Source organism: Hyphomicrobium album, from assembly GCF_009708035.1.
GTDB classification, from domain to species: Bacteria; Pseudomonadota; Alphaproteobacteria; order Rhizobiales; family Hyphomicrobiaceae; genus Hyphomicrobium_A; species Hyphomicrobium_A album.
In genome coordinates this window covers 909,530-930,225 of sequence record NZ_WMBQ01000001.1, presented here as the reverse complement: position 1 = coordinate 930,225, position 20,696 = coordinate 909,530, and the positions used below count along the sequence as shown (strand labels likewise).

Sequence of the window (20,696 nt, the reverse complement as noted above, 5' to 3'; positions counted from 1 at the left end):
CGAATGATGGTTGGTTCAAAGAACTCGTGGCGGAGGGCTATGCCCTAAGCGCCGCGGCTCGGTCTGCCGGCCAGTTCGAGCCGGGAAAATGCGCGCTTAGGCCCGACAAAGCAAGCTGCAAATGCGCGCGGGCGCGGGCTGAAACGTCACTTTAGTGTCACCGGACGTGAAATATGGCCCGCCTAGCGGCGGGTGAGCGTTATGCGTGGGTCCGTGCACGCCTCAATTGATGTCCGGCCGTGCCGTGACGGTCTGCTGGTTCAACGAGACGGGATTCCCCCATGACAGAGAGCACCGAGCATTCGTATTCGCTTTCCTACGCGTCGCGCGCCGCCGACAGCGCCTGGGGCACCTACCTGTCGCAAGTCGATCGCGTCGCGCCGTACCTCGGCAAGCTCGGCCGCTGGACCGAGACGCTGAAGCGTCCCAAGCGCACCTTGATCGTCGACATCCCGGTCGAGATGGACGACGGCAGCGTGCGCCACTTCGAGGGGTTTCGCGTCCAGCACAACCTGTCGCGCGGTCCGGGCAAGGGCGGCGTGCGCTATCACCCCGCCGTGTGCCTGGAGGAGGTGATGGCGCTCGCCGCCTGGATGACGGTGAAGACGGCGGCCGTGAACCTGCCCTTCGGCGGCGCCAAGGGCGGCATTCGCGTCGACCCGGCGCTGCTGTCGCGAAGCGAGCTGGAGAAGATCACCCGCCGCTACACCAGCGAGATCGGCATCATCATCGGCCCGCAGCAGGACATCCCGGCGCCCGACGTCAACACCAACGCCCAGATCATGGCGTGGATGATGGACACCTACTCGATGAACGTCGGGGCCACCGCGACGGGCGTCGTCACGGGCAAGCCGGTCGAGCTCGGTGGCTCGTTGGGGCGCGTCACGGCGACGGGGCGCGGCGTGTTCGTCACCGGCCGGGAAGCGGCGGGACGCATCGGTCTTAAGCTCGAGGGGGCGCGCGTCGCCGTCCAGGGCTTCGGCAACGTCGGGTCGACGGCCGCCAAGCTGTTTGCCGATGCCGGCGCGAAGATCGTGGCGGTGCAGGACAGCAAGGGGACGCTCTTCAAGGAGAGCGGCCTCGACGTCGCCAAGGTCAAGGCGGCGCACGACAGCCGCGGCGTCCACACCTGCGCGGACGGCGAGTGCCTCGACAAGGAACAATTCTGGGACGTCGCCTGCGACATCCTCATTCCCGCGGCGCTCGAAGCGCAGATCACGCCGGAGCGCGCCAAGCGGACACGCGCCAAGCTCGTGCTCGAAGGCGCGAACGGGCCGACGCTCGCGGGTGCCGACGACATTCTTGCGGACCGGGGAATTCTCGTCGTCCCGGATGTCATCTGCAATGCCGGCGGCGTCACGGTCAGCTATTTCGAGTGGGTGCAGGACTTCTCGAGCTTCTTCTGGACGGACGCCGAGATCGACGCGCGGCTCGACACGATCCTCACGGACGCGCTGCGCAAGATTTGGAGCGAGGCCGACCGTCACGCGATCTCGCTGCGCACCGCGGCCTTCGTGGTCGCCTGCGAGCGCATCCTGAAGGCGCGGCAGGAGCGCGGCCTCTACCCCTAAGCCGACCTCCGTTCCCCCAACTGCCATGCTTGAGCATTTGTCTCGCCGCTCAGCCAGTGCCACGTCCGACGACGTGCCCTATCCACAAGCGTTACGCTTGCCGAACGTCCACGCCGCGGGAGGAAGCGCTAGAATTGCGCATTACCACGACAAAACGAGCGGGGATGGACATGCCTAAGTTGAACCCTCAAGCGGCGAGGATCACAGCCGAAACCATCGAGCTTGCGGCCCTGATGCAAGTCAAGGCGCTGGCGTTCGACAGCGAACATCCTGACAACCCATTCGGCACTTCGACTGCCGCTGCCTACGCGAACGCCATACGGGCGCTTGCCCTCGACACGGAGCAAGAGGAGGTTGCCATGCTGATGATGCAGGCAAGCATCCGCGTCATGCAACGACTCCTCCTTTCCCAGGCCAACATGCAGCTACCCGCGTGATTTGCTGCAAAGCTTGATTAGGCGGTGTCACCCGCCTGCGGGCCAGTCTCAGAGCTCTGCTTGACGGCGCGATCCATATGCGATTGCAGCGCCGAGAGTGTCTGCTGCGCGAGAGCGCTGTTTAGTCGGGTCATCTGTTCGAGACCGGATTGATAGTCCGTCCACGCCGTGCGGACGTATCCGGTACAGGTGCGCAACATGTCCTCAGTCGTGGTGCAAGCAGCGAGCTGCTCCGCAATCCCAAAATCTTCCTTGAGTCGCCGATTGACGAAGGAGGTCCACTCCTTGTTCATCGCCGCGATGCCTTCGTAGAGCTTGCCGTTCATTTCGGCCACGGCCTCGAGCGTCGGCCGCTGCATTGCTAGAATTGGCTGGCGCAACAATGCCTGCGTGCTCATTGGGCCGCGCTGGTCAGATTGTGTCATAGGGCCCTCCATTGCCGGTATGGCCTATAACCGGTGGAGGGGAGGGCGGTTCCTGATGCAGGCGTGTTTTGTCGTCTCTCTGAACGCGGGCGCAGTGTGCCTGCAGTTCATTGGCTGGCGCACTGCCTTCCGCTAACCCAATACCACCGCGTCGAGCACAGCTCCGAAGTGGCAGGCGGAGGCCACCAGCACGAAGACATGCCAAATGGCGTTGTGGTAGCTGAGCCGCTCCCAGCGGTGGAAGATGACGCCTACCGTGTAGAGCACGCCGCCGACGAGCAGCAGGACCATCGACGTCGGCGATAGGGCCGAGAGCAGCGGCTGCATCGTCAGCACGCACAACCATCCCTGCGCCAGATAGAGAAGCGTCGACATGCCGGCGACGCGGTGCGGAGCGATGAGCTTCGCCGCGGCGCCGGCGAGCGCGATGCCCCACACGGCCGCGAGCAGGACCAAGCCCGTTGTGCCGCCCATCTTGGCAACGGCGAACGGCGTGTACGTCGCGGCGATCTTGATGAAGATGGCGGCATGGTCGCAGCGCCGCAAAAGCCAGCGCTTGGGCCCGCGCGACAGATTGTAGGCGGCGGAGAAGCAGAACATGGCGAGCATGCCGAGCGCGTAGATGACGACGGCGGTGGCGGCGTCGGTGGGGAGCTGCTTAAGCGCCATGATGACGAGCGTGATGGCGGCGATGAAGCCGACCGTCACGCCGATGGCGTGCACGAGGGTGTCGGCGAACTCCTCCGCCTCGGTATAGGTGGGAAACGCATCATCGCCCATGTGCGGCGCGCCTCGCATACGCATACTCGGTCGTTGCGACCGGAAGCGTACGAACCGGCAGGTGCACACGCCTCGGGCCTATTGAAAGATCCGTATGTTAAGGACGCCCAAACAAGGGGTTGTGCAATTCCGTGGGGAACACTGCGAAAGGGAGCTGCATCGGCAACCTAAGGCTTGCCGCCCGAGCGGCCGCGCGCTAGCCCATGCCCTATGAGCGACAAACCGATTCTGCCCGGCCCCGACGGCATCGAGCCAATCAACCTCAGGGATGCCCTGGAGGAGCGCTACCTCGCGTACGCGCTGACCACCATCATGCACCGGGCGCTGCCCGACGTGCGCGACGGCCTGAAGCCGGTGCACCGGCGCATCGTCTACGCCATGCGCGAATTGCGCCTCGACCCGAACGGCGGGTTTTTGAAGTGCGCCAAGATCGTCGGCGAGGTGATGGGCGACTACCACCCGCACGGGAACCAGGCGATCTACGACGCGCTGGCCCGCCTCGCCCAGGATTTCGCCGTCCGCTACCCGCTGGTCGACGGCCAGGGCAACTTCGGCAACATCGACGGCGATAACCCGGCCGCCGAGCGCTACACCGAAGCGCGCATGACCGCGGTGGCGGCGGCGCTCTTGGAAGGCATCGACGAGGAGTGCGTCGACTTCCGCCCCAACTACGACGGGCGCGTGCAGGAGCCGGCGGTGCTGCCGGCGGCGTTTCCCAACCTGCTCGCCAACGGCTCGTCCGGCATCGCCGTCGGCATGGCGACGAACATTCCCCCGCACAACGCCGACGAGCTGTGCGCCGGGCTCTTGCATCTCATCAAGCATCCGAACGCGACGGTCGAGAAGCTGGTCGAGATGATCCCCGGCCCCGACTTCCCGACTGGCGGCGTGCTGGTCGAGCCGCGTGACAGCATCCTCGAAGCCTACAAGACCGGCCGCGGCGGCTTCCGCCTGCGCGCCAAGTGGGAGAAGGAGGAGACGGGGCGCGGCACCTACCAGATCGTCGTCACCGAGGTGCCCTACCAGGTGCAGAAGGCGAAGCTCGTCGAGCGCATCGCCGAGCTGATGACGGAGAAGAAGCTGCCGCTGCTCGGCGACGTGCGCGACGAGAGCGCCGAGGAGATCCGCCTCATCCTCGAGCCGAAGAGCCGCACGGTCGATCCGCTGCTGCTGATGGAGAGCATGTTCCGTTCGACCGAGCTGGAGCTGCGCTTCGGCCTCAACATGAACGTGCTGTCGGCGGGGCAGGTCCCCAACGTGCTCGGCCTGCGCGACGTGCTGCGCCAGTGGCTGGAGCACCGCGTCGACGTGCTGGTGAAGCGTTCGCAGTTCCGGCTGCGGAAGATCGAGCACCGCCTGGAAGTGCTCGACGGCTACCTCGTCGCCTACCTCAACATCGACGAGGTGATCCGCATCGTCCGCTTCGAGGACGACCCGAAGGCGAAGCTGATCACCCGCTTCAAGCTCACCGAGGTGCAGGCCGACGCCATCCTGAACCTGCGCTTGAAGAGCCTGTCGAAGCTCGAAGAGGTCGAGATCCGCGCCGAGCACGACAAGCTTTCGAAGGAACGGCGCGAGCTGCAGCAGCTCCTGAAGTCGGACGAGCTGCAGTGGGAGCGCATCGCGTCGGAAGTGAAGCAGGTGCGCGAGACCTATTCCAAGTCGACGCCGCTCGGCCGGCGCCGCACCTCGTTCGCCGACGCGCCGACGATCGACGTCGATCTCGACGCGGCGCTGATCGAGAAGGAGCCGATCACCATCGTCCTGTCCGACAAGGGCTGGGTGCGGGCGCTGAAGGGCCACGTCGACGACCTGACGAAGCTCGAGTTCAAGCAGGGCGACAAGCTCAAGCGGGCCATCAAGGCCTCGACCACCGACAAGCTGCTGCTGCTCGCCACCAACGGCAAGGTGTTCACGCTCGAAGCCTCGCTGCTCCCGGGCGGCCGCGGCCACGGCGAGCCGGTGCGGCTGATGATCGACCTGGAGGAGAACCACGACATTTCCGACGCCTTCCCCTACCAGCCGGGACGCAAGCTGCTGATCGCCTCGACCGGCGGCTACGGCTTCATCGTGCCGGAGGACGAGGTCGTCGCCTCGACGCGCAAGGGCAAGCAGGTGTTGAACGTGACGGAGCCGGAGGAGGCCAAGCTCATCGTGCCGGTGCCGGTGGGCGCCGACCACGTGGCGATCCTGGGCGACAATCGCAAGATGCTGATCTTCAAGCTCGAGGAGATCAACGAGATGACGCGCGGCAAGGGCGTCATCCTGCAGAAGTCGAAAGAGGGCGCGCTGGCCGATGCGCGCGTGTTCAAGAAGGCCGACGGCCTGACGTGGACCGACAGCGCCGGGCGCACGTTCACGCTGAGCTGGAGCGAGCTCAAGGAGTGGGTGGGCGCGCGGGCGCAGTCAGGGCGCCTGGTGCCGAAGGGATTTCCGCGGAGCAACTCGTTCGGGCCGGCGTTTTAGTTGTACGCTTCGCGAACCAAACGATTGCGTAGTTATTGCTAACAAGCAGATTTCCGATGCTTATCGAAAGAAGTGCCGTTCTACGGCTCCCACGAAATTGGATTTGACGCAAATATTGGCTTTTCATTCGTACGGGCAAAAGGACGCTCGAATGAGCTCCAATAAATCACATCTCATTATCACCGTGCACGGAATTCGCACCTTTGGAAAGTGGCAGGAGCGCCTGGAAGGACTCGTAAGGTCGAGCGGAGACGTGGATCACATAGCATTTTGTCACTACAAGTTGGGGTATTTTTCAATTTTGGCATTTCTAGTCCCCCCGACGCGGTGGTTAGTTGTCCGAAGGTTCAGAGAAGAGATTCGAGCTCTGTGCCGCTCCCGTGAATGGCTAAGAATCGATCTTGTTGGCCACAGTTTCGGAACGCACGTCATTGGCTGGGCCCTTTGGGGGTTGAGTGAACATGAAAGAATACCTACACATACGGTAATCCTGTCCGGGAGCGTATTGCGCAGTGGGTTCAATTGGGCGCGCTTGATCGGCTCGCGCGTTTCGCGTGTAATCAACGATTGTGGCACTCAAGATGCCGTGCTGCTTCTTAGCCAGTTCTTCGTCCTGTTCACCGGAATGGCAGGCCGCGTAGGATTTTCGGGGATGACGAGCGAGAATTTTCGCAATCGGTTTTCCCCCTTTGGCCATAGCGGTTATTTCGTAAATATGCAGGGTAGTCCCGATGATAAATACATGCAGGACAATTGGGTGGAACTTTTGACCGCCAGCAAGCCCATTCACCACTTTAATATGTCGCCAGACGAGAGCCCGCTGCGCGGCCTAATGTTTTGGATGGGCAATAACGCAGAACCCGTGAAGTTGACATTCTATCTCGCCCCGTTGCTCGCATTTGCATTTTGGGTGTGGGGGCAACGCCAAGAAGCAGTTCAGCAACGCGATTTGGCCTCTGCGAGAGCCGAGATCGCCATAAATGCGCTAATCGGAGAAGAGGTTGTGAATGCGGCTCGCGACATCAAAACGCGGGAGGCTATCGAGCTCGCGATAAAGGACGGCCAAAAGCAATCTTTAGAGCGTCTCGGCATATCCGAGCGGGACATTAAGTACGCTAAGTATCGGCTGCTCAAGAGGATGACGGTCGAAGACAAATCGCCGGCGCACTTGGAAGTTAGAGCCCGCTCCGATCGTTTTGCTCTAATGTGGGAGGCCCTTCAAATTATTACAGACTTAGCGTCATCCGGAGATGCGAAGTTTGTGCTTGAGCGTAATGAAACAAGCGCTTCATATTGGCAGGAAGTATGTAGCGTTCCGGGGTCGCATTTGCGACGGCCTCCTTGCGACGAATAGTGTCACGGTGGGTATGCGCGCTCGAACAGCTTCGGCCCGGCGTTTTAGGCGCAATTGAGCGGGAGACGGCTAGAGCTCACGACGCGCTCTGAACCTGATTGCCGCTTGTGACCCGTTGCAGACATTTCCTGCAATGGCGCATTTGCATCTCTCTAGGGCCGAACGCGGGGCCAAAACCAGCCGGTTGCGGGGATTAAGCCGTCACCCACAGAGCGCGTCAGTCGGTACCTATGGCCCAACCCTTGGAATTTCGGACAATCAAGCCGACCCTTCAATTCCGTAGTGATTTCGAACGCGTAAAGAAGGAGGCAGGCGATCATCGCCTCGATACGCCGCTCCTCGGCGTCATCGACAGGCTCGCGGCGGATCTACCCCTTCCGGCCCACTGTCACGATCACCCGCTCAGCGGCATCTTCGAAGACTGCCGGGATTGCCACGTCGGCCCGGAGCTGGTGCTGATCTACCGGAAGCCCGACGCGCATACGTTGGAACTCATACGCCTCGTGCACGATGTCTTCCGCTTGATGTTGGCGCGCTTTGCCACGGAGAAGGCCGTGCCGTTCAAGCCGCTGGTGCCCGCCATCACCACCGTCGAAGCCATCGAGGAAGCAAGGCGCGGCGGGCTGAAGGACTTTGCCGACAGCACAGCCCTGCTGAAGTCGCTCATTGCGGGCGATTGAACCAATCCGTCGCTTCCGCCGACATGCTCAGCGGTCACTTACAGCCGTCCCGGAGAGGTTGCTCGTGGTGTTCGTAGAGGCACTTGCATCTATTGCGATGCGCCTGCGCCAGAGTGGCGAGGGAGCGACAAGCGGCGGCGAATCTAATTCGCGTGAAAGCACGCAAGCGAAAAGTACGCTTGAGCCACAAGAAAGAATCAAGCGATCTGAGGGGCATGACAAAACACATCCTCTCGCTCCGCTACGACGGGCTCGACGCCGCCAGCCACCACGGCATCGGCACCGCAGGCTCCAAGCAGGTCATCGGTGGCGCGCAGATATTGCTCGGCGCGCACGCGCACTACTTCACCGGCGGCAAGGTGCCCGAGCGCGTCGACGACCGCGGGGAAGGGTTCAAGATCCTCGATGTCGGGCGCCGGCAAGGCTCGATCATCTTCGACATCGCGCTGCTGATCACGGCGAAGGCGATTTGGGACGTCGATGAGACGCACTACGGGTTCGACCGCTTCCTGGCCGAATCCTACGCCGCCCACCGCGCCGCAAAGCTGTTCAAGGAGCCGCCGTATGAGCGCCGGCAAGCAGCGCCTGCCGGCAATTCGCCGCTGCCCGATCTCGACTACGCGCGTGAATACGAGCGGCGCCGGCTTCTGCAGCGCACGCAGCAGGCGGTGAGCTTCATTTCTGCGCCACTCGGCATCACGGCGTCGGTGGTCGAGGTGTCGATCGACGGTCGCCGCGTCGACACCATGCACGCCCGCCAGCCGGGAACGACCGACATCCACGAATGGCTGCAGGCCTTCCGCCAGGGCAAAGTCGGCTCGAGCCGCTTCCAGTGATTTCGCTCTGCCCCGCCAGGCGCTCGAGCAGCCGAGCATGGGCCGCCATCGCTGGCGGCCCGCCGGTTTGTCGCGCAGCGCTTTTCGCTTAGCGGTGCGAGACCGCTACTTCCAGAGCAAGGTGCCCGGCTGAATGACGAGCGTCTTGGCCTTGCAGTAGTCGACCGGCGCATCGAAGTAGCCGCCGTCGGCCAGATGGATCTGCGTGCGCACCTCGCACTTGCCTTCGTCCGTCTCGAAGTCGAGCTTGATCGTGTCGCCCGGCTCGATGCGCTTTTCGATCCAGTTCTCGCTCCACTCGCCGTCTTCCTGCGTGCGGAATTCGAGCACGGTGTCGTTCGATTCGTTCACGACGTCGAAGTACCAGTGCTTGTCCTCTTCCGCGCTGGCGCCGCCTACGCCGGACATGCCGATTGCCAACACCGTTCCGAATATCGCTGCCGCAATCGCGGCTGTCACACGTGTCATTTCCCGTCTCCCCCATTTCGACGTTCAACGCGGCTAGCGATATTGCACGCCAAGGGGATGTCAATGGCCGTTCACGACGAGCGTCCATAACGACGTTGACGGTGATGTGCATATCGCCGCTCGGCGGCGCGGCACGGGTGTCACACGCCCAGCAGCAGGCCGTCGACGTCATAGGAGGAGCGCTGTCCGACATCGGCGCCGTGCGCATCGAGGAAGGCTTCGGCCGATCGATTTCCAAGGTCGCGCAGCACGACGAGAAAAGCCCACTCGGCATTCATCTTCGAGGACGAGCCGAAGTCGGCCATTTCGGAACAGGCGATGCGGTGGATGCGCATCTGCGCCCACCGCGCCCCTTCGGATGTTCCCGGATCGGCGACTTGGCGCAACATCGCGATCATCCGCAGCTCTTTCAGGAGAACCGCGTTGAACGAGACCTCGTTGACGCGGTTGGCGATCTCGCGCGCCGAACGCGGCGCGTCGGGGCGTTCTACAGGATTGATTTGCACGAGGATCGTGTCGTGCGACTGGCTTTCACGCACCAGCGGGGTGATGGTCGGATTGCCGGCAAAGCCGCCGTCCCAATAGGGCTCGCCGTCGATCTCGACGGCGCGAAACATCTGGGGGAGGCAGGCGGAGGCGAGCAGAACATCGGCGGTGATCGCGTCGTTGCGAAAGACACGACCCTGGCCGGTACGCACGTTGGTCGCGGTGATGAACAGCCTGACGGGCGCCTGCGCCAAGCGCCCAAAGTCCACTTGCTCGAGCAGGATGTCCCGCAGTGGGTTGGCCGCGGTCGGATAGAGGTCGTAAGGCGACAAGACCCGAGCCATCAGATCCGTAGCCAGGTAAGACAGCGAGTTATCGAGGCTCCAGTTGCCCATCAGGATGTCGAAGGGGCCGCGCTGCACCGGGCTGAACTGCGCGGCGCGCGAAATCCGTTGCCAGAATTGCTCCAGGGCGCGGCGCGCACCGGCCACGCCGCCTTCGCGGAGACCATGGGCGAGCACGACAGCGTTCATGGCGCCGGCGGACGTGCCGGATATCGCGTCGATGTGCAGCCACGGTTCCTGCAGCAGCCTATCGAGCACGCCCCAGGTGAAGGCGCCGTGCGCGCCACCGCCTTGCAAGGCGAAGTCCACCAGAACCGGCTGGCGGTCGCTTCCGCGCGGGACTGCGAAGGGATCAGCAGGCATATCGGATTGTCGGCCTGTGCTGCTATCGCCGGGCACGCTGGCTCACGCTCGGATGAGGCTGGCTTCGATCTCTTCTCCAAACTCGTTGTTCGAGATTGCGACCCACCTAAGGTTTTTCGTCCAGTTGGTCGCCCGGCCTTTACCAACAAAGCTGCTGCTGCTTTCGGCGTGCAAGCAACACCTTTTTCCTTCGATGGGTAATTGGTGCGGCGCACATTGGCAGCACGCCTGGCCAATTCATCGAGCGCTCTATGACAACGGTGGCGACGGGTCCGGCGCTAGAATTCATGCGTTCGCGCGATGAGCGAGCGATCACATCCTGGGGGATGCGTGTCATGCGTTTTGGCAAATGGATCTGTTGGCTGAAAGGTCACCTTTGGCATTTCTATAACGGCAACGTCGAGATTGGCGGCACACCGCACTGGTACTCCTGCGGCCGATGCGGCAAACGCGCCTGATTGCACTTCCGCTCTGTACTGCTCCGCCGTCCCGATCTCTGTGCTTCAGCGGGGCTAGCGCCGAAGTCGATCCCGCGGTCGTACAGCTTCGGGCCAGCAATTTAGGCGAGCCGCGCGGGCGATCCGCGGGGAGGTAGGAGATCCGCCGCCGATCGTATGCCGCATAAAAGCCCAAAAGTAGAAAAAGGTAGTGATAACAGGGTGCTTCGCCAGAAGTAGGCTGCGGCGCCTTAATTGCCTCCAGCTATGCGGCTACCTCGGGCGCCATGATGACATTCCCCCGTTTGAAACTGGGACGCACCGCGTTCCTGCTTGCTCTGTTGGCGATGCCCGTGGCGGGTTACGCGCAGGCACCGGCAGCGCCGAAGACCGTGGCTCCCGCAGCAAAGGCCGCGACGCCGGAGGAAAAAGCGGCGCCGCCCGCGCAGGCACCGGGACCGGCCCAGACAGATCCGGCGGCGAAGGCGGCCGTTCCGGCGCCTGGCGCCGCACCGGCCCCGGGTGGCGACGAACCGGCCGAAGCCGCCGACCGCTCCATCGAGCGCATGAAGTCCCGCATCAAGGAGTTCGAGGCGCGAACCGACGTCGCGCCGGACATCCGCGATCAGGCGCTTGCACTCCTGCGCACCGCGCTTGGGCATCTCGAGGCGGCGTCGGCGAGCGCCGCATCCGCCAAGCGCTTCCAGGAATCCGCTCAGAAGTCGCCGGAACGTATCACCGAGGCCAAGCAGCAGCTCGAGGCACTGCGTAAGGAGCCGGGCGAGGAAGAATTCGCCAAGCGCGTCGACAAGCTGCCGCTCGGCGAGGCCCAGCAGGCGCTCGATGCCTCGAACAGCGCGGCGGCGACGACTAAAGCGGATCTCGACCAGCTCGAGGGGCGCCTGCGCGAGATGGCGACGCGGGCGACTGCGGCGCGCGAGGAGCAGACGGTCGAGAAGCAGGCGCTCGATGCGCTGGAAAATCCCGACGAGGCCCAGGCGGGCGATAGCAATCCCGTAGTCGTCGACGCGCGGCGCGCTGCGGTGACGGCGGAGCGGCGCGCACGCGCGGCCAAGCTCAACCTGCTCGAGCAGGAGCTGATCGCGCTGCCGGCCCGGCAGGCGTCGACCACGGCGCGGCGTGACCTTGCGGCCGCCAAGTTCGACAAGCTTTCAAAGCGCATCCCGATCGTGGCGGCGCACGTCAACAGGCTGAAGGAGGCGGAGGCGGCAAAGCGCCAGGCCGACGCCGACCGCGAGGCAAAGCGCCTTTCCGCGCAGCACCCGTTGCTCGAAGCCTACGTGAAGGACACCGACGTCATTCGCGAGCGGGGCGCCGATGCAACGCGGGCGCTCGATGAAGGCAAGTCGCGGCTCGCCGAGATCCAGGCGGATTTGGCGCGCGTACGCGACAGCAAGGTCTCCGCACAACAGGTTCTCGAGATCGGCAGCATCGGCGGCGAGTTCAGCGAGCTGCTGAGGGCGATGCGCGCGCAGCTCCCCGACACGGCGCGGCTGCAGCGGCGCATCGCCGACCGCGACCAGGCCATCGTCGATGCTCGTCTGCAGCGTCTCCAGGCCGAGGACGCGCGCCGCGCTATGTCCGACACCGGCGGCATGGCCGACCGCGTGCTGGCGGCGCACGTCAAGCGCGCCGAGCAGAAGGCCGTGCCAGACCATGTGCGTCCGGCGCTGGAGAAGCTCGTCGCCGCGCGCCGCGATCTCTACGTGCAACTGCACGATGCGCTGGTGACGCGAATAGCCCAGCTCGCCGAGCAGAACGGCGCCGAGCGCGACCTCCTCAATCAGACGACGCAGCTGCGGGCGCTGCTTAACAGCCGCCTGCTGTGGCTGCCGAGCTCGGGATCGATCGGTATCGGCTGGCTCGACCAGGTGCGCGCCAGCTTCGGCTGGATCGCCGATCTCGAAGCCTGGAAGGTCACGGGGCAGACGCTTTTCGCGCGCGCCGTCGATCGGCCCATACCAACCGCGATCGTGCTGTTCGCCTTCGGCGCGCTGGTCGTATTCTCCCGCCGCCTCACCGCACGCCTTGCGCGGATAGCGGAGGCCGTCGGCCGCTACTCGACCGACAATTACCTGCGCACGCCAGAGGCGCTGCTCATCTCGGCGCTGCTGGCGATCAAGACGCCCCTTCTGTTCGGCTATGCTGGCTGGCTGCTCGTGCAACCGCCGCTCGCGGCCGACTTCGCGGTCGGCGTCGGCGTCGGACTACTGGCCGTCGCCTCCCTCCTGATGTTTCTGCGGCTGATCCAGTTCATCTCTATGCAGAACGGGTTGTTCTCGACGCACTTCGGCTGGAGCGAGCGGGCGCGTGCCACGCTGTACCAGAACACCATCTGGCTGAAGTACGTCATCACGCCGATCGCCTTCATCCTCGGCATGATCAACGCCAGCAGCCTGCAGAGCCTGCGCGACGGCCTCGGGCGCTTCGCGTTTCTCGCCGGCGGTATCGCGGTATCGCTCTACATCGCCCGGGTGATCGACCCACGGCGCGGCATCATCGCCGACCGCCTGACGCCGACGCATCCGTTGTGGATGACACGCGTGATCTGGCACGCGCTTCTCTCGCTACTGCCGCTCGCCATCGCCGGCCTCGCGCTGTGGGGCTACTACGACGGCGCCTCGCAGCTCCGCGACGGGCTGCTGCTTTCGGTGGCCATTATCGTCGGCGCGTTTCTCGTCTACAGCGTCGCCATGCGCGAGGTTCTGGTGGCGCGCCGGCGGCTCGAGACCAAGCGAGCGGTCGAGCGGCGCGAGAAGGCGCGGGCTCAGGCAATTGCCGAAGCAAAGGCCGCGACGGGCGAGCCGCCGCCTCCAGCGGTCGAGGAGCCCGAGGTCGACATCGCATCGATCAGCGATCAGTCACGCCAGCTGGTGCGGCTCTCGGTGTTCCTGCTTCTCGCCACCGCGCTCTATTTCTTCTGGCGCGAGGCACTTCCGTCGCTGGCGCTGCTCGACGTCCAGCTCTGGCAGCAGGTGATTATGGCCGACGGCGCGACGCGTACCGTCCCGGTCACGGTTTCCAACGTCATGGTGGCGCTGGCGACCATCGTCATCACCTTTATTGCCGCGCGCAACCTGCCAGGCCTGCTGGAGATCACCGCGCTTCACCGCCTGCGCATCGAGGCTGGCACGCGCTATGCGATCAGTGCCGTCAGCCGCTACCTGATCGCCATCGCCGGCTTGGTCATCGCCTTCCAGAGCATCGGTTTCGACTGGAGCCAGGTGCAGTGGATCGTGGCGGCGCTCGGCGTCGGCGTCGGCTTCGGCCTGCAGGAAATCGTCGCCAACTTTATCTCCGGCCTCATCATCCTCTTCGAGCGTCCGGTTCGCGTCGGCGACACGGTGACGATCGGCGATCTCACCGGCACGGTCTCGCGCATTCATATCCGCGCCACCAGCATGACCGACGGCGAGAACCGCGAGATCATCATCCCCAACAAGTCTCTCATCACCGAGAAGGTCATCAACTGGACGCTGACGGACAGCATCACGCGCGTGACCCTGAAGATCGGCATTGCGTACGGTACGGACACGGTGCGCGCACAGATGTCGATCCTGGAAGCCGTAAAAGCAACGCCTCAGGTTCTCGACGCGCCCGCCCCCAGCGTGTTCTTCGTCGGCTTCGGCGCATCCGGGCTCGAGTTCGAGGTCCGCGCGTTCGTTCTGCAACTCACCCACCGCTCGACCGTCATCAACGATCTTCACGTCGCCATCGAGCGCGCCCTGCGTGAGCGGCAGATCGCGATGTCGTAACGGGCCGACCGCCGACGTTGCGTACTACGCGGCGCCCACTGCGTGTAGATATAGCGATCTTTAAGGGGTCACGGCCAGCGCGAGAAGCACTGGACGAAGTAGGTGCAGGGGCCGAAGAAGCACGAGCCGTTGGCGACGCCGACGCCGATGTGGTTCATCTCCCTGCCGACCAGATGCTTGCGGTGCCCAGAGGAGTCGAGCCACATCCGCAGCGCGCTTTCGGGCGTGGTGCCGTTACCGCGGGCGATGTTCTCGGTCACGCGGATTACGCGCTGCCCCGCGGTGTTGCGGCGGTTGTAGCGGCTGGTGGGCGACGTGCCGCCGGGGCCGAAGTGATCGAAATAGCTGCGCCGCGCCATGTCCTGCGCGTGGTCGACGGCCGCCGCCGAGCAGACCGGGTCCTCCTTGAATTCCGGCAGGCCGTTGCGGCGGCGGAAGGCGTTGGTGATCTCGATTGTCTGCACGGCCTGCCGTTCGAGTGCGGTCAGTTGCTTCGGCGGCGCGGCGGGTGGGACGTGAACGGCGGGGGCCGCGGCCGGCGTCGGCGCCGGCACGGTCGCCTCGGGGATCGTTTGTGTCTGCCAGGCGCTGGTGCGCTCCTGGGCGAGCGCGGCGAGCGGCGGCAGCATGGCCAAGCCCAGTAGCCCGAAGGCACGGGCAACACGGCGCCAGATCAAGCCGGTTCGCTGGGCGTGGCCCGCGGCACGTCTCACTATTCCGTTCCCTCGAATCGCTTCGTTGGCAGCAAATCATCTTGCTGCTGAATGTGCGCTCGTCTGGGCAAGATTGGCGCCGTTTGGGGGCATCTCCCGTGGGCGCGCCGGCTGCAGCGCTTTTCGCTCTCGCGCGGCCGCTGCGTGATCGGCGCGATCTTGGCAGGGTCGCCGTCAGCCCATAAGCTTGGCGGGCAGTTGGTTTGTGGAGGAAGCCATGACTTACCCCGGCCAGTCGCCGCAAGTTCCCGCAGGCACCCTGTTCTCCAAGATGATGGTGACGATCATTGTGCTCACCACGCTCGCGCTCATCTCCTTCGGCCCGAAGTCGATCACCTCCGAGACGTTCGGCGGTCGGGCCGGCACGCACGACACGGCCATCGAGCCGAGCGGTTGAAACGCCACTTTAAGTGACCAGCAGCCCTAATTTGCAGTCGCGGGATACGTTGTGGGGCATGGCGCGTTTAGCTCGCCCGAGCCGAGGAGTGCCCGCGCATGAAACTCTACTATTCCCCCGGTGCCTGCAGCCTCGCCGACCATATCGCCCTGCACGAAGCCGGGATGACGTTCGATCTGGCGCAGGTAGACCTCAAGACCCACAAGCTGGAGGACGGCCGTTCGTACACCGAGATCAACCCGAAGGGCTCGGTGCCGGCGCTGCAGTTCGACGACGGCGAGGTGCTGACCGAGAATGTCGCGATCCTGACCTACATCGCCGACCAGAACCCGGCGCCGGTACCCAGGGGGCCCCTCGGTCGCCACCGGCTCATCGAGATGCTGGCGTTCATCGGCAGCGAGGTGCACAAGCCGTTTCACCCGCTGTTCGTCCCGCAATCGACCGACGCGGAGAAGAAGCAGGCCGGCGCGACGGTCGAGAAAAAGCTGAAGCACGTCGCTGCGAAGTTCGAGGGTCCGTACCTGTTCGGAGCGCAGCCGACGGTGGCGGATGACTACCTGTTCGTGATGCTGATGTGGGCGGCGAAGATGCAGCTCGCCGTACCTGACAACCTCGCCGCCTTCAGTGCGCGCATGCGCGAGCGCCCGGCCGTCAAGCTGGCGCTTACGCACGAGGGGCTCGCCTGAGCCTCACCGTCTAGGCGCGGCGCTGCTCGGGATCGACCGCCGGGGCCGGATAGAAGACGTATTTTGCCGGGCCGCTCGTCTTCGCCTCGTACATGGCGGCGTCGGCATTGCTCAACAGCTCGGCCGGAGTGCGTGCATCGTCGGGGAAGACGCTGATGCCGATGCTGGCGGTGACGGCTAGCTCGGCGCCGTCGATGGCATGTGGCATGGATAGGCTGCGCAGCACGCGGTTGGCGGTGATTGCCGCGTCTTCCGGCTGGTTCACCGCGGTCAACAGGATGACGAACTCGTCGCCGCCCATGCGGCTGACCGTATCGCATTCGCGCACGCAGGCGAGCAAGCGGGTGGTGACGGACTTCAGAAGCTCGTCGCCCACGGCGTGTCCGCGCGTGTCGTTGATGAGCTTGAAGCCGTCGAGGTCGAGATAGAGCAGCGCCACCTTACTCGAGTGACGGTCGGCGACGGCGACGGCGCGGCCCATCCGGTCGTCGAGCAGCACGCGATTGGGCAGGCCGGTCAGCGGATCGTGGTGGGCGACGTGACGGAGCCGGCGGGACGCCTCGCGCGCTTCGCTGACGTCGCGGAAGACGTTCACGGCGCCGGTGAACTTACCCTCTCTGTCGCGGATCGGAGCGACGGTATCCTCGATCGGAACCTCTCTGCCGTCACGGCGGACAAGCAGCGCCGTCTCGGGTAGCGGCGCCACCGCCCCCTGGGTGATGGCAACCTGCATGCGTTGCGAGATCGGCGTGCGCGTCGTCGCGTCGATAACCGTGAACACGTCGCCGAGAGGTTTGCCCACCGCCTCGTCCTCCGGCCAGCCGGTGAGCAGTGTCCCCGCGCGATTGAGAAAGGTGACGTTGCCGGTAGCGTCGGCGCGCATGACGCCATCGCCGATCGACGCGAGGGTGACCTGCGCGCGCTCCTTCTCGAGGAACAGCTCAGCTTCCGCCGTCTTGCGCCGGCGAATGTCGCGCACCGTGCCGAGCCCAGCGGAGGCGGTGAGGATGAGGGCGAGAATGGTGGCCGCGGCGAGAGCGTTTTGCGTCGTCAGGAAGTCCTGGCTGGCCTGCTCCTCGCGCTGCTCGAGAAGGCGAAGTTCGGCGTCCTTCATAGTCGTCGCGAGCTGGCGGAAAGCCTCGAGCGCGCGGGCGCCTTCGCCTGCCCGGAGAAGGTCGATCGCGCGGTCGGCGCCGTAGTTGGCGCGCGCTGTGATGACGGTCTCGGACCGCTGCGAGATGAGGTCGATCAACCGCTTTATCTCAGGCATTTGCGCGGCTTGTTCAGGATTGTCCCGCGTCAGGTCGATAAGCTGCAGATTGGCTCGCGTGAAGTCCGTGACGGCGTCGCGGTTGAGCCTTCTATAGCGGTCGTCGCCGGTGAGGACATAGCTGCGACCGCTCGAATGCATGAGCGCCAGAGATTCCGAAAGGTCGTCGATGCTGCCGATCACCTGGTAGGTGTGACGCACCCATCCGACGCTGCCCTTGGCGGATTCGAGCGCCCGGTAAGAGCTCAACCCGGCTCCTAGCAGCACGAGGATGGCGAATACGAAAGCCACCTCGATTTCGTAGCGCCGGAAGAGTTTTATGAGCGGCATTTGTGCGTCCGGGAACCCACCATCCAGTTTGTGTACAGCCTATATTTTTACAAGCGACGTATCTCCGCCCGTGAATTCTATATTAAAGTGTATCGATCCCTAAAAAGCGGTCGGTGCAAATCGGGTGCTGCATGCGAGCCCGCACCAGTCGAAAGGCCAGTCCTTGCTCCGCGCCATCCGGGGCGGCGCAGGCGTTGGGCTTGATCTCGAATTATCCGTTCGACGGCAACATCGTTCGCGGTGTCCTCAATGATCGGCCCAGACGGCAGGCGCGCGCCAGTCTGGCGCCCTGGCAAAGGTGTTCGGGCGTCGGGGGCTCCAGCTCCTGCGTTTTGGTGGTCTCCGACCTCCGACAGAATCTCATCCTCGGTAAGTCATTGCGAGGCGCTTCGCGAGGACTTAGATTAGAGTATTACGCAGCGTTGGGCGGTGATTGAGATCGTCCCTTCGCCTCGGCGGGCAAGGTCGCTTCTTCCCTGCCTTTGGGTTGACCGCCCACCTTGCCGGCAAGCGATGCCGCAGTCTCTTTCCGCCAGTGATAGCGGCCGGCCGTGCGCCGGCTGGAAGAGAGGCATGCCATGGGTCTCGCGACTTCGCTCCAGCGATATCTCCACAGCCGGGCCGTGGGCTATGACGTCATAACCCACGATCCAACCAAAACCTCGTTGGCAACGGCCCACATCAACTCAATCCCCGAGGCCAACCTCGCCAAAGGCGTTCTGATCAGCCGCAAGGACGGCTACCTTCTCGCCATCGTGCCCGCCTCATGCGAGGTGCAACTGAACGAAGTTGGGCGATGGCTGAAGCAGCCCGTCGGATTGGCGACGGAAGAGGAAGTGGCTGCGACATTTGCCGACTGCGAGTCTGGATGCGTGCCTCCCGTCGCCGGCGCCTATGGGCTGCCGGCGGTGATGGACGATCGCCTCGAGGGCCTCGCCGATATCTATTTCGAGGGCGGCGACCATCGTACGCTGGTGCATGTGACCGGCCGCGATTTTCACCGTCTGACGGCCAACGTTCCGCACGCCGCTGTCGCCAACCCCAGCCATTGAGGCAACGGGGATCGTCGCCGGGCGTGGGTTGGGTTGGCGCGGATCGTGGGGCTCGGGTTTGGTCGTGCCGTCGTTGCCGCGCATAGGAGTACGCCATGACCGTCATTGCAATGACGCGCGAGATGGCCACCCGCGGAAGTGAAGTCGCCACGGGCGTGGCTGAGCGACTGGGCCTTTCCATCATCCATCATGAGATTGTCGAGCACGAAATCGCCGAACGCCCCGGCATGAGCGAAGGGGCGGTTCACCGGATACTGGAGGGTGAGGCGTCGCTTCTGGAGCGGTGGAAGCTGGACCGCCAGAGGATGTCGCGGTGCACGGCGCAAGAAATCCTGGAGCTCGCCGCCAGAGGGAACGTGGTGATCAGGGGCTGGGGCGCGACCCATATTTTGAAGTCCATTCCGCAGGTTCTATGCGTGCGGATCTGCGCGCCGATGCCCTTTCGCGAAAAGCTCTTGATGCAGCGGCGCGGGCTCAAAGAGGCCGCCTCGGCGCGTCACGCGATCGAGTGCAGCGATGCCGCCCACAACGGCACGATACAGAGGCTGTTCGGGATAGACTGGGAAGATTCCCATCTCTACTCCATCGTCCTCAATACCGCTCGCGTCCCGGTCGAAGACTGTGTCGCGCAGATCGTCCGCCTGGCAGAGAGCCCTGCGTTCGAGGAGACCGAGCAATCCCGCGGCGCACTGAAGGACGAATTGATACTGGCGAGGGTCCATGACGCCATCGACGATCGGTTCGGGTCCGACTCACTCCATCTTGGTTTCGAGGCGCATGTATCCGCCGGCACGGTGACTCTGACGGGGGCGACGACAGATGAGAAGTTGATCGTTGACGCCGTTCGTCTGCTGCATGGCGTCGCCGGTGTCAGGCGCGTCGAAAGCAGAATAAGCCACGTTGCCTTCGTGCCGCATGCACATTGAAAGTTGGTCGGATGGGCTGATTTTCCAATGCCCACGGTTCGACATGTACTGAATGAAAAGGGCCACGGCGTTCACCACATTCGGCCGGACGCTTCCGTCCGCGATGCGCTCGCGATGATGGCCGAACACGACGTCGGGGCACTGGTCGTGCTGGATGGTGAGAATCTCGTCGGCATCATCACCGAGCGGGACTACGCCCGAAAGATCGTCTTGAAAGGGCGGACATCGCCGTCGACGACGGTCTGCGAGATCATGTCGACGAGAGTGATCTGCGCACGTCTCGACCAGACGGTCGAGGAGTGCATGGCCGTCATGACCGAGAGAACCGTGCGCCATTTGCCGGTTCTCGAACACAAGAAAGTCGTCGGCATCGTCTCGATCGGCGATATGGTCAAATGCATTATCGACGATCAGAAATTCACCATCGAGCAGCTCGAACATTACTTCCAAGGCGGCCGCTGATCCGCGGCATCGGGTTGCGGGTTCGCGCATAGTTTAGCCCGAAAAACGCAGACGGCGCCCGTGTCGCCACGGGCGCCGCTGCAAGCGCGGATGCGAGGGCTATTGGGTCGGGCCGCCCTTCACACCCACGGCAACCTGCAGCAGCTTGCCGTCCTTGTGCGCGGTGCCGCGCCACGTGCCGTTCTCGTCCTTGCTGAGATCCGAGATGCCGGTGTAGCCGAGGCGCGAAAGATGCTCGCGGGCCTGCTGCTCGTTGAACAGGTTCCCTTTCAGCTTGTGCTCGGTGGCGGCGGCGGGGTTCTGCGGCGCCTCGGCCGTGGCGGGCAACGCCAGCGGGGCGGCAAGGGCTGCGGTGATGATGAGCGTACGAAGCATGTCTGTATTTCTCCCTAGGGCACCGTCGCTTGGGATTGAGGGTGCGTTGATTGGCAAAGTTG

At 64.1% G+C, this 20,696-nt stretch carries 19 protein-coding genes; 12 read left to right on the top strand and 7 right to left on the bottom strand.

The features are described 5' to 3' along the window. Positions 1 to 281: 281 nt before the first annotated feature. Together GIW81_RS04550 and GIW81_RS04545 are read left to right on the top strand one after the other, a co-directional pair. Positions 282 to 1,571 (top strand): Glu/Leu/Phe/Val family dehydrogenase, encoded by a 1,290-nt coding sequence (locus tag GIW81_RS04550; protein WP_154738131.1) that lies wholly within the window; start codon positions 282 to 284, stop codon positions 1,569 to 1,571. Positions 1,572 to 1,735: 164 nt separating this feature from the next. Then, entirely contained in the window at positions 1,736 to 2,008 is a 273-nt protein-coding gene (locus tag GIW81_RS04545; protein ID WP_154738130.1) for a hypothetical protein, read from the top strand. A 17-nt stretch (positions 2,009 to 2,025) separates the two neighbouring features. On the opposite strand, the gene GIW81_RS04540 is transcribed toward GIW81_RS04545, so the two are convergent. Next, positions 2,026 to 2,433, bottom strand: a complete 408-nt coding sequence (locus tag GIW81_RS04540) for a phasin family protein (RefSeq protein WP_195930379.1) — start codon at positions 2,431 to 2,433, stop codon at positions 2,026 to 2,028. A gap of 132 nt (positions 2,434 to 2,565) precedes the next feature. After that, positions 2,566 to 3,213, bottom strand: coding sequence for a PAQR family membrane homeostasis protein TrhA (gene trhA / locus GIW81_RS04535; RefSeq protein ID WP_154739498.1), 648 nt, complete (start codon positions 3,211 to 3,213; stop codon positions 2,566 to 2,568). Between the two features lie 210 nt (positions 3,214 to 3,423). On the opposite strand from trhA, the gene parC reads away from it, so the two are divergent. From parC to GIW81_RS04515, 4 genes are all read left to right on the top strand, one after another. After that, entirely contained in the window at positions 3,424 to 5,679 is a 2,256-nt protein-coding gene (gene parC / locus GIW81_RS04530) for a DNA topoisomerase IV subunit A (RefSeq protein WP_154738127.1), read from the top strand. A gap of 151 nt (positions 5,680 to 5,830) precedes the next feature. After that, a complete protein-coding gene (locus tag GIW81_RS04525) occupies positions 5,831 to 7,033 on the top strand; it encodes a hypothetical protein (RefSeq protein ID WP_154738126.1) in 1,203 nt (400 codons plus the stop codon). 242 nt (positions 7,034 to 7,275) lie between these two features. Next, entirely contained in the window at positions 7,276 to 7,713 is a 438-nt protein-coding gene (locus tag GIW81_RS18970) for a type II toxin-antitoxin system mRNA interferase toxin, RelE/StbE family (protein ID WP_229309075.1), read from the top strand. 215 nt (positions 7,714 to 7,928) lie between these two features. After that, positions 7,929 to 8,549 (top strand): hypothetical protein, encoded by a 621-nt coding sequence (locus GIW81_RS04515; protein ID WP_154738124.1) that lies wholly within the window; start codon positions 7,929 to 7,931, stop codon positions 8,547 to 8,549. A 105-nt stretch (positions 8,550 to 8,654) separates the two neighbouring features. Here GIW81_RS04515 and GIW81_RS04510 read toward each other — a convergent pair whose 3' ends face one another. Both GIW81_RS04510 and GIW81_RS04505 read right to left on the bottom strand, forming a co-directional pair. Next, positions 8,655 to 9,017 carry a hypothetical protein gene (locus GIW81_RS04510; protein ID WP_154738123.1) on the bottom strand — a complete coding sequence of 121 codons (363 nt, stop codon included), beginning with the start codon at positions 9,015 to 9,017 and terminating at the stop codon, positions 8,655 to 8,657. 140 nt (positions 9,018 to 9,157) lie between these two features. After that, entirely contained in the window at positions 9,158 to 10,210 is a 1,053-nt protein-coding gene (locus GIW81_RS04505; protein ID WP_154738122.1) for a patatin-like phospholipase family protein, read from the bottom strand. 727 nt (positions 10,211 to 10,937) lie between these two features. Between GIW81_RS04505 and GIW81_RS04500 the strand changes: the two genes are divergently transcribed. Beyond that, on the top strand, positions 10,938 to 14,423 hold the full coding sequence (locus GIW81_RS04500; protein WP_195930377.1) for a mechanosensitive ion channel domain-containing protein: 3,486 nt from the start codon (positions 10,938 to 10,940) through the stop codon (positions 14,421 to 14,423). 68 nt (positions 14,424 to 14,491) lie between these two features. Here GIW81_RS04500 and GIW81_RS04495 read toward each other — a convergent pair whose 3' ends face one another. After that, the gene (locus tag GIW81_RS04495) at positions 14,492 to 15,136 is read right to left on the bottom strand and encodes a CAP domain-containing protein (protein WP_154738120.1); all 645 of its coding nucleotides are present in this window, start codon (positions 15,134 to 15,136) and stop codon (positions 14,492 to 14,494) included. 217 nt (positions 15,137 to 15,353) lie between these two features. Between GIW81_RS04495 and GIW81_RS04490 the strand changes: the two genes are divergently transcribed. Together GIW81_RS04490 and GIW81_RS04485 are read left to right on the top strand one after the other, a co-directional pair. After that, positions 15,354 to 15,533 carry a hypothetical protein gene (locus GIW81_RS04490; protein ID WP_154738119.1) on the top strand — a complete coding sequence of 60 codons (180 nt, stop codon included), beginning with the start codon at positions 15,354 to 15,356 and terminating at the stop codon, positions 15,531 to 15,533. A 98-nt stretch (positions 15,534 to 15,631) separates the two neighbouring features. Next, positions 15,632 to 16,219: a glutathione S-transferase N-terminal domain-containing protein gene (locus GIW81_RS04485; RefSeq protein ID WP_154738118.1), complete on the top strand. Its 588-nt coding sequence runs from the start codon at positions 15,632 to 15,634 to the stop codon at positions 16,217 to 16,219. A gap of 10 nt (positions 16,220 to 16,229) precedes the next feature. Here the strand turns inward: GIW81_RS04485 and GIW81_RS04480 are convergent, their stop codons facing one another. Next, on the bottom strand, positions 16,230 to 17,819 hold the full coding sequence (locus GIW81_RS04480; protein ID WP_154738117.1) for a diguanylate cyclase domain-containing protein: 1,590 nt from the start codon (positions 17,817 to 17,819) through the stop codon (positions 16,230 to 16,232). A gap of 578 nt (positions 17,820 to 18,397) precedes the next feature. Between GIW81_RS04480 and GIW81_RS04475 the strand changes: the two genes are divergently transcribed. The 3 genes from GIW81_RS04475 (at position 18,398) to GIW81_RS04465 (ending at position 20,259) form a co-directional block, all read left to right on the top strand. Then, entirely contained in the window at positions 18,398 to 18,871 is a 474-nt protein-coding gene (locus GIW81_RS04475; RefSeq protein WP_154738116.1) for an aminoacyl-tRNA deacylase, read from the top strand. A 95-nt stretch (positions 18,872 to 18,966) separates the two neighbouring features. Continuing rightward, positions 18,967 to 19,797 carry a cytidylate kinase family protein gene (locus GIW81_RS04470; protein WP_154738115.1) on the top strand — a complete coding sequence of 277 codons (831 nt, stop codon included), beginning with the start codon at positions 18,967 to 18,969 and terminating at the stop codon, positions 19,795 to 19,797. A 27-nt stretch (positions 19,798 to 19,824) separates the two neighbouring features. Continuing rightward, complete coding sequence (locus tag GIW81_RS04465) at positions 19,825 to 20,259, top strand: CBS domain-containing protein (protein WP_154738114.1); 435 nt, start codon at positions 19,825 to 19,827, stop codon at positions 20,257 to 20,259. Positions 20,260 to 20,358: 99 nt separating this feature from the next. On the opposite strand, the gene GIW81_RS04460 is transcribed toward GIW81_RS04465, so the two are convergent. Beyond that, positions 20,359 to 20,634, bottom strand: a complete 276-nt coding sequence (locus GIW81_RS04460) for a hypothetical protein (RefSeq protein ID WP_154738113.1) — start codon at positions 20,632 to 20,634, stop codon at positions 20,359 to 20,361. Positions 20,635 to 20,696 lie beyond the last annotated feature (62 nt).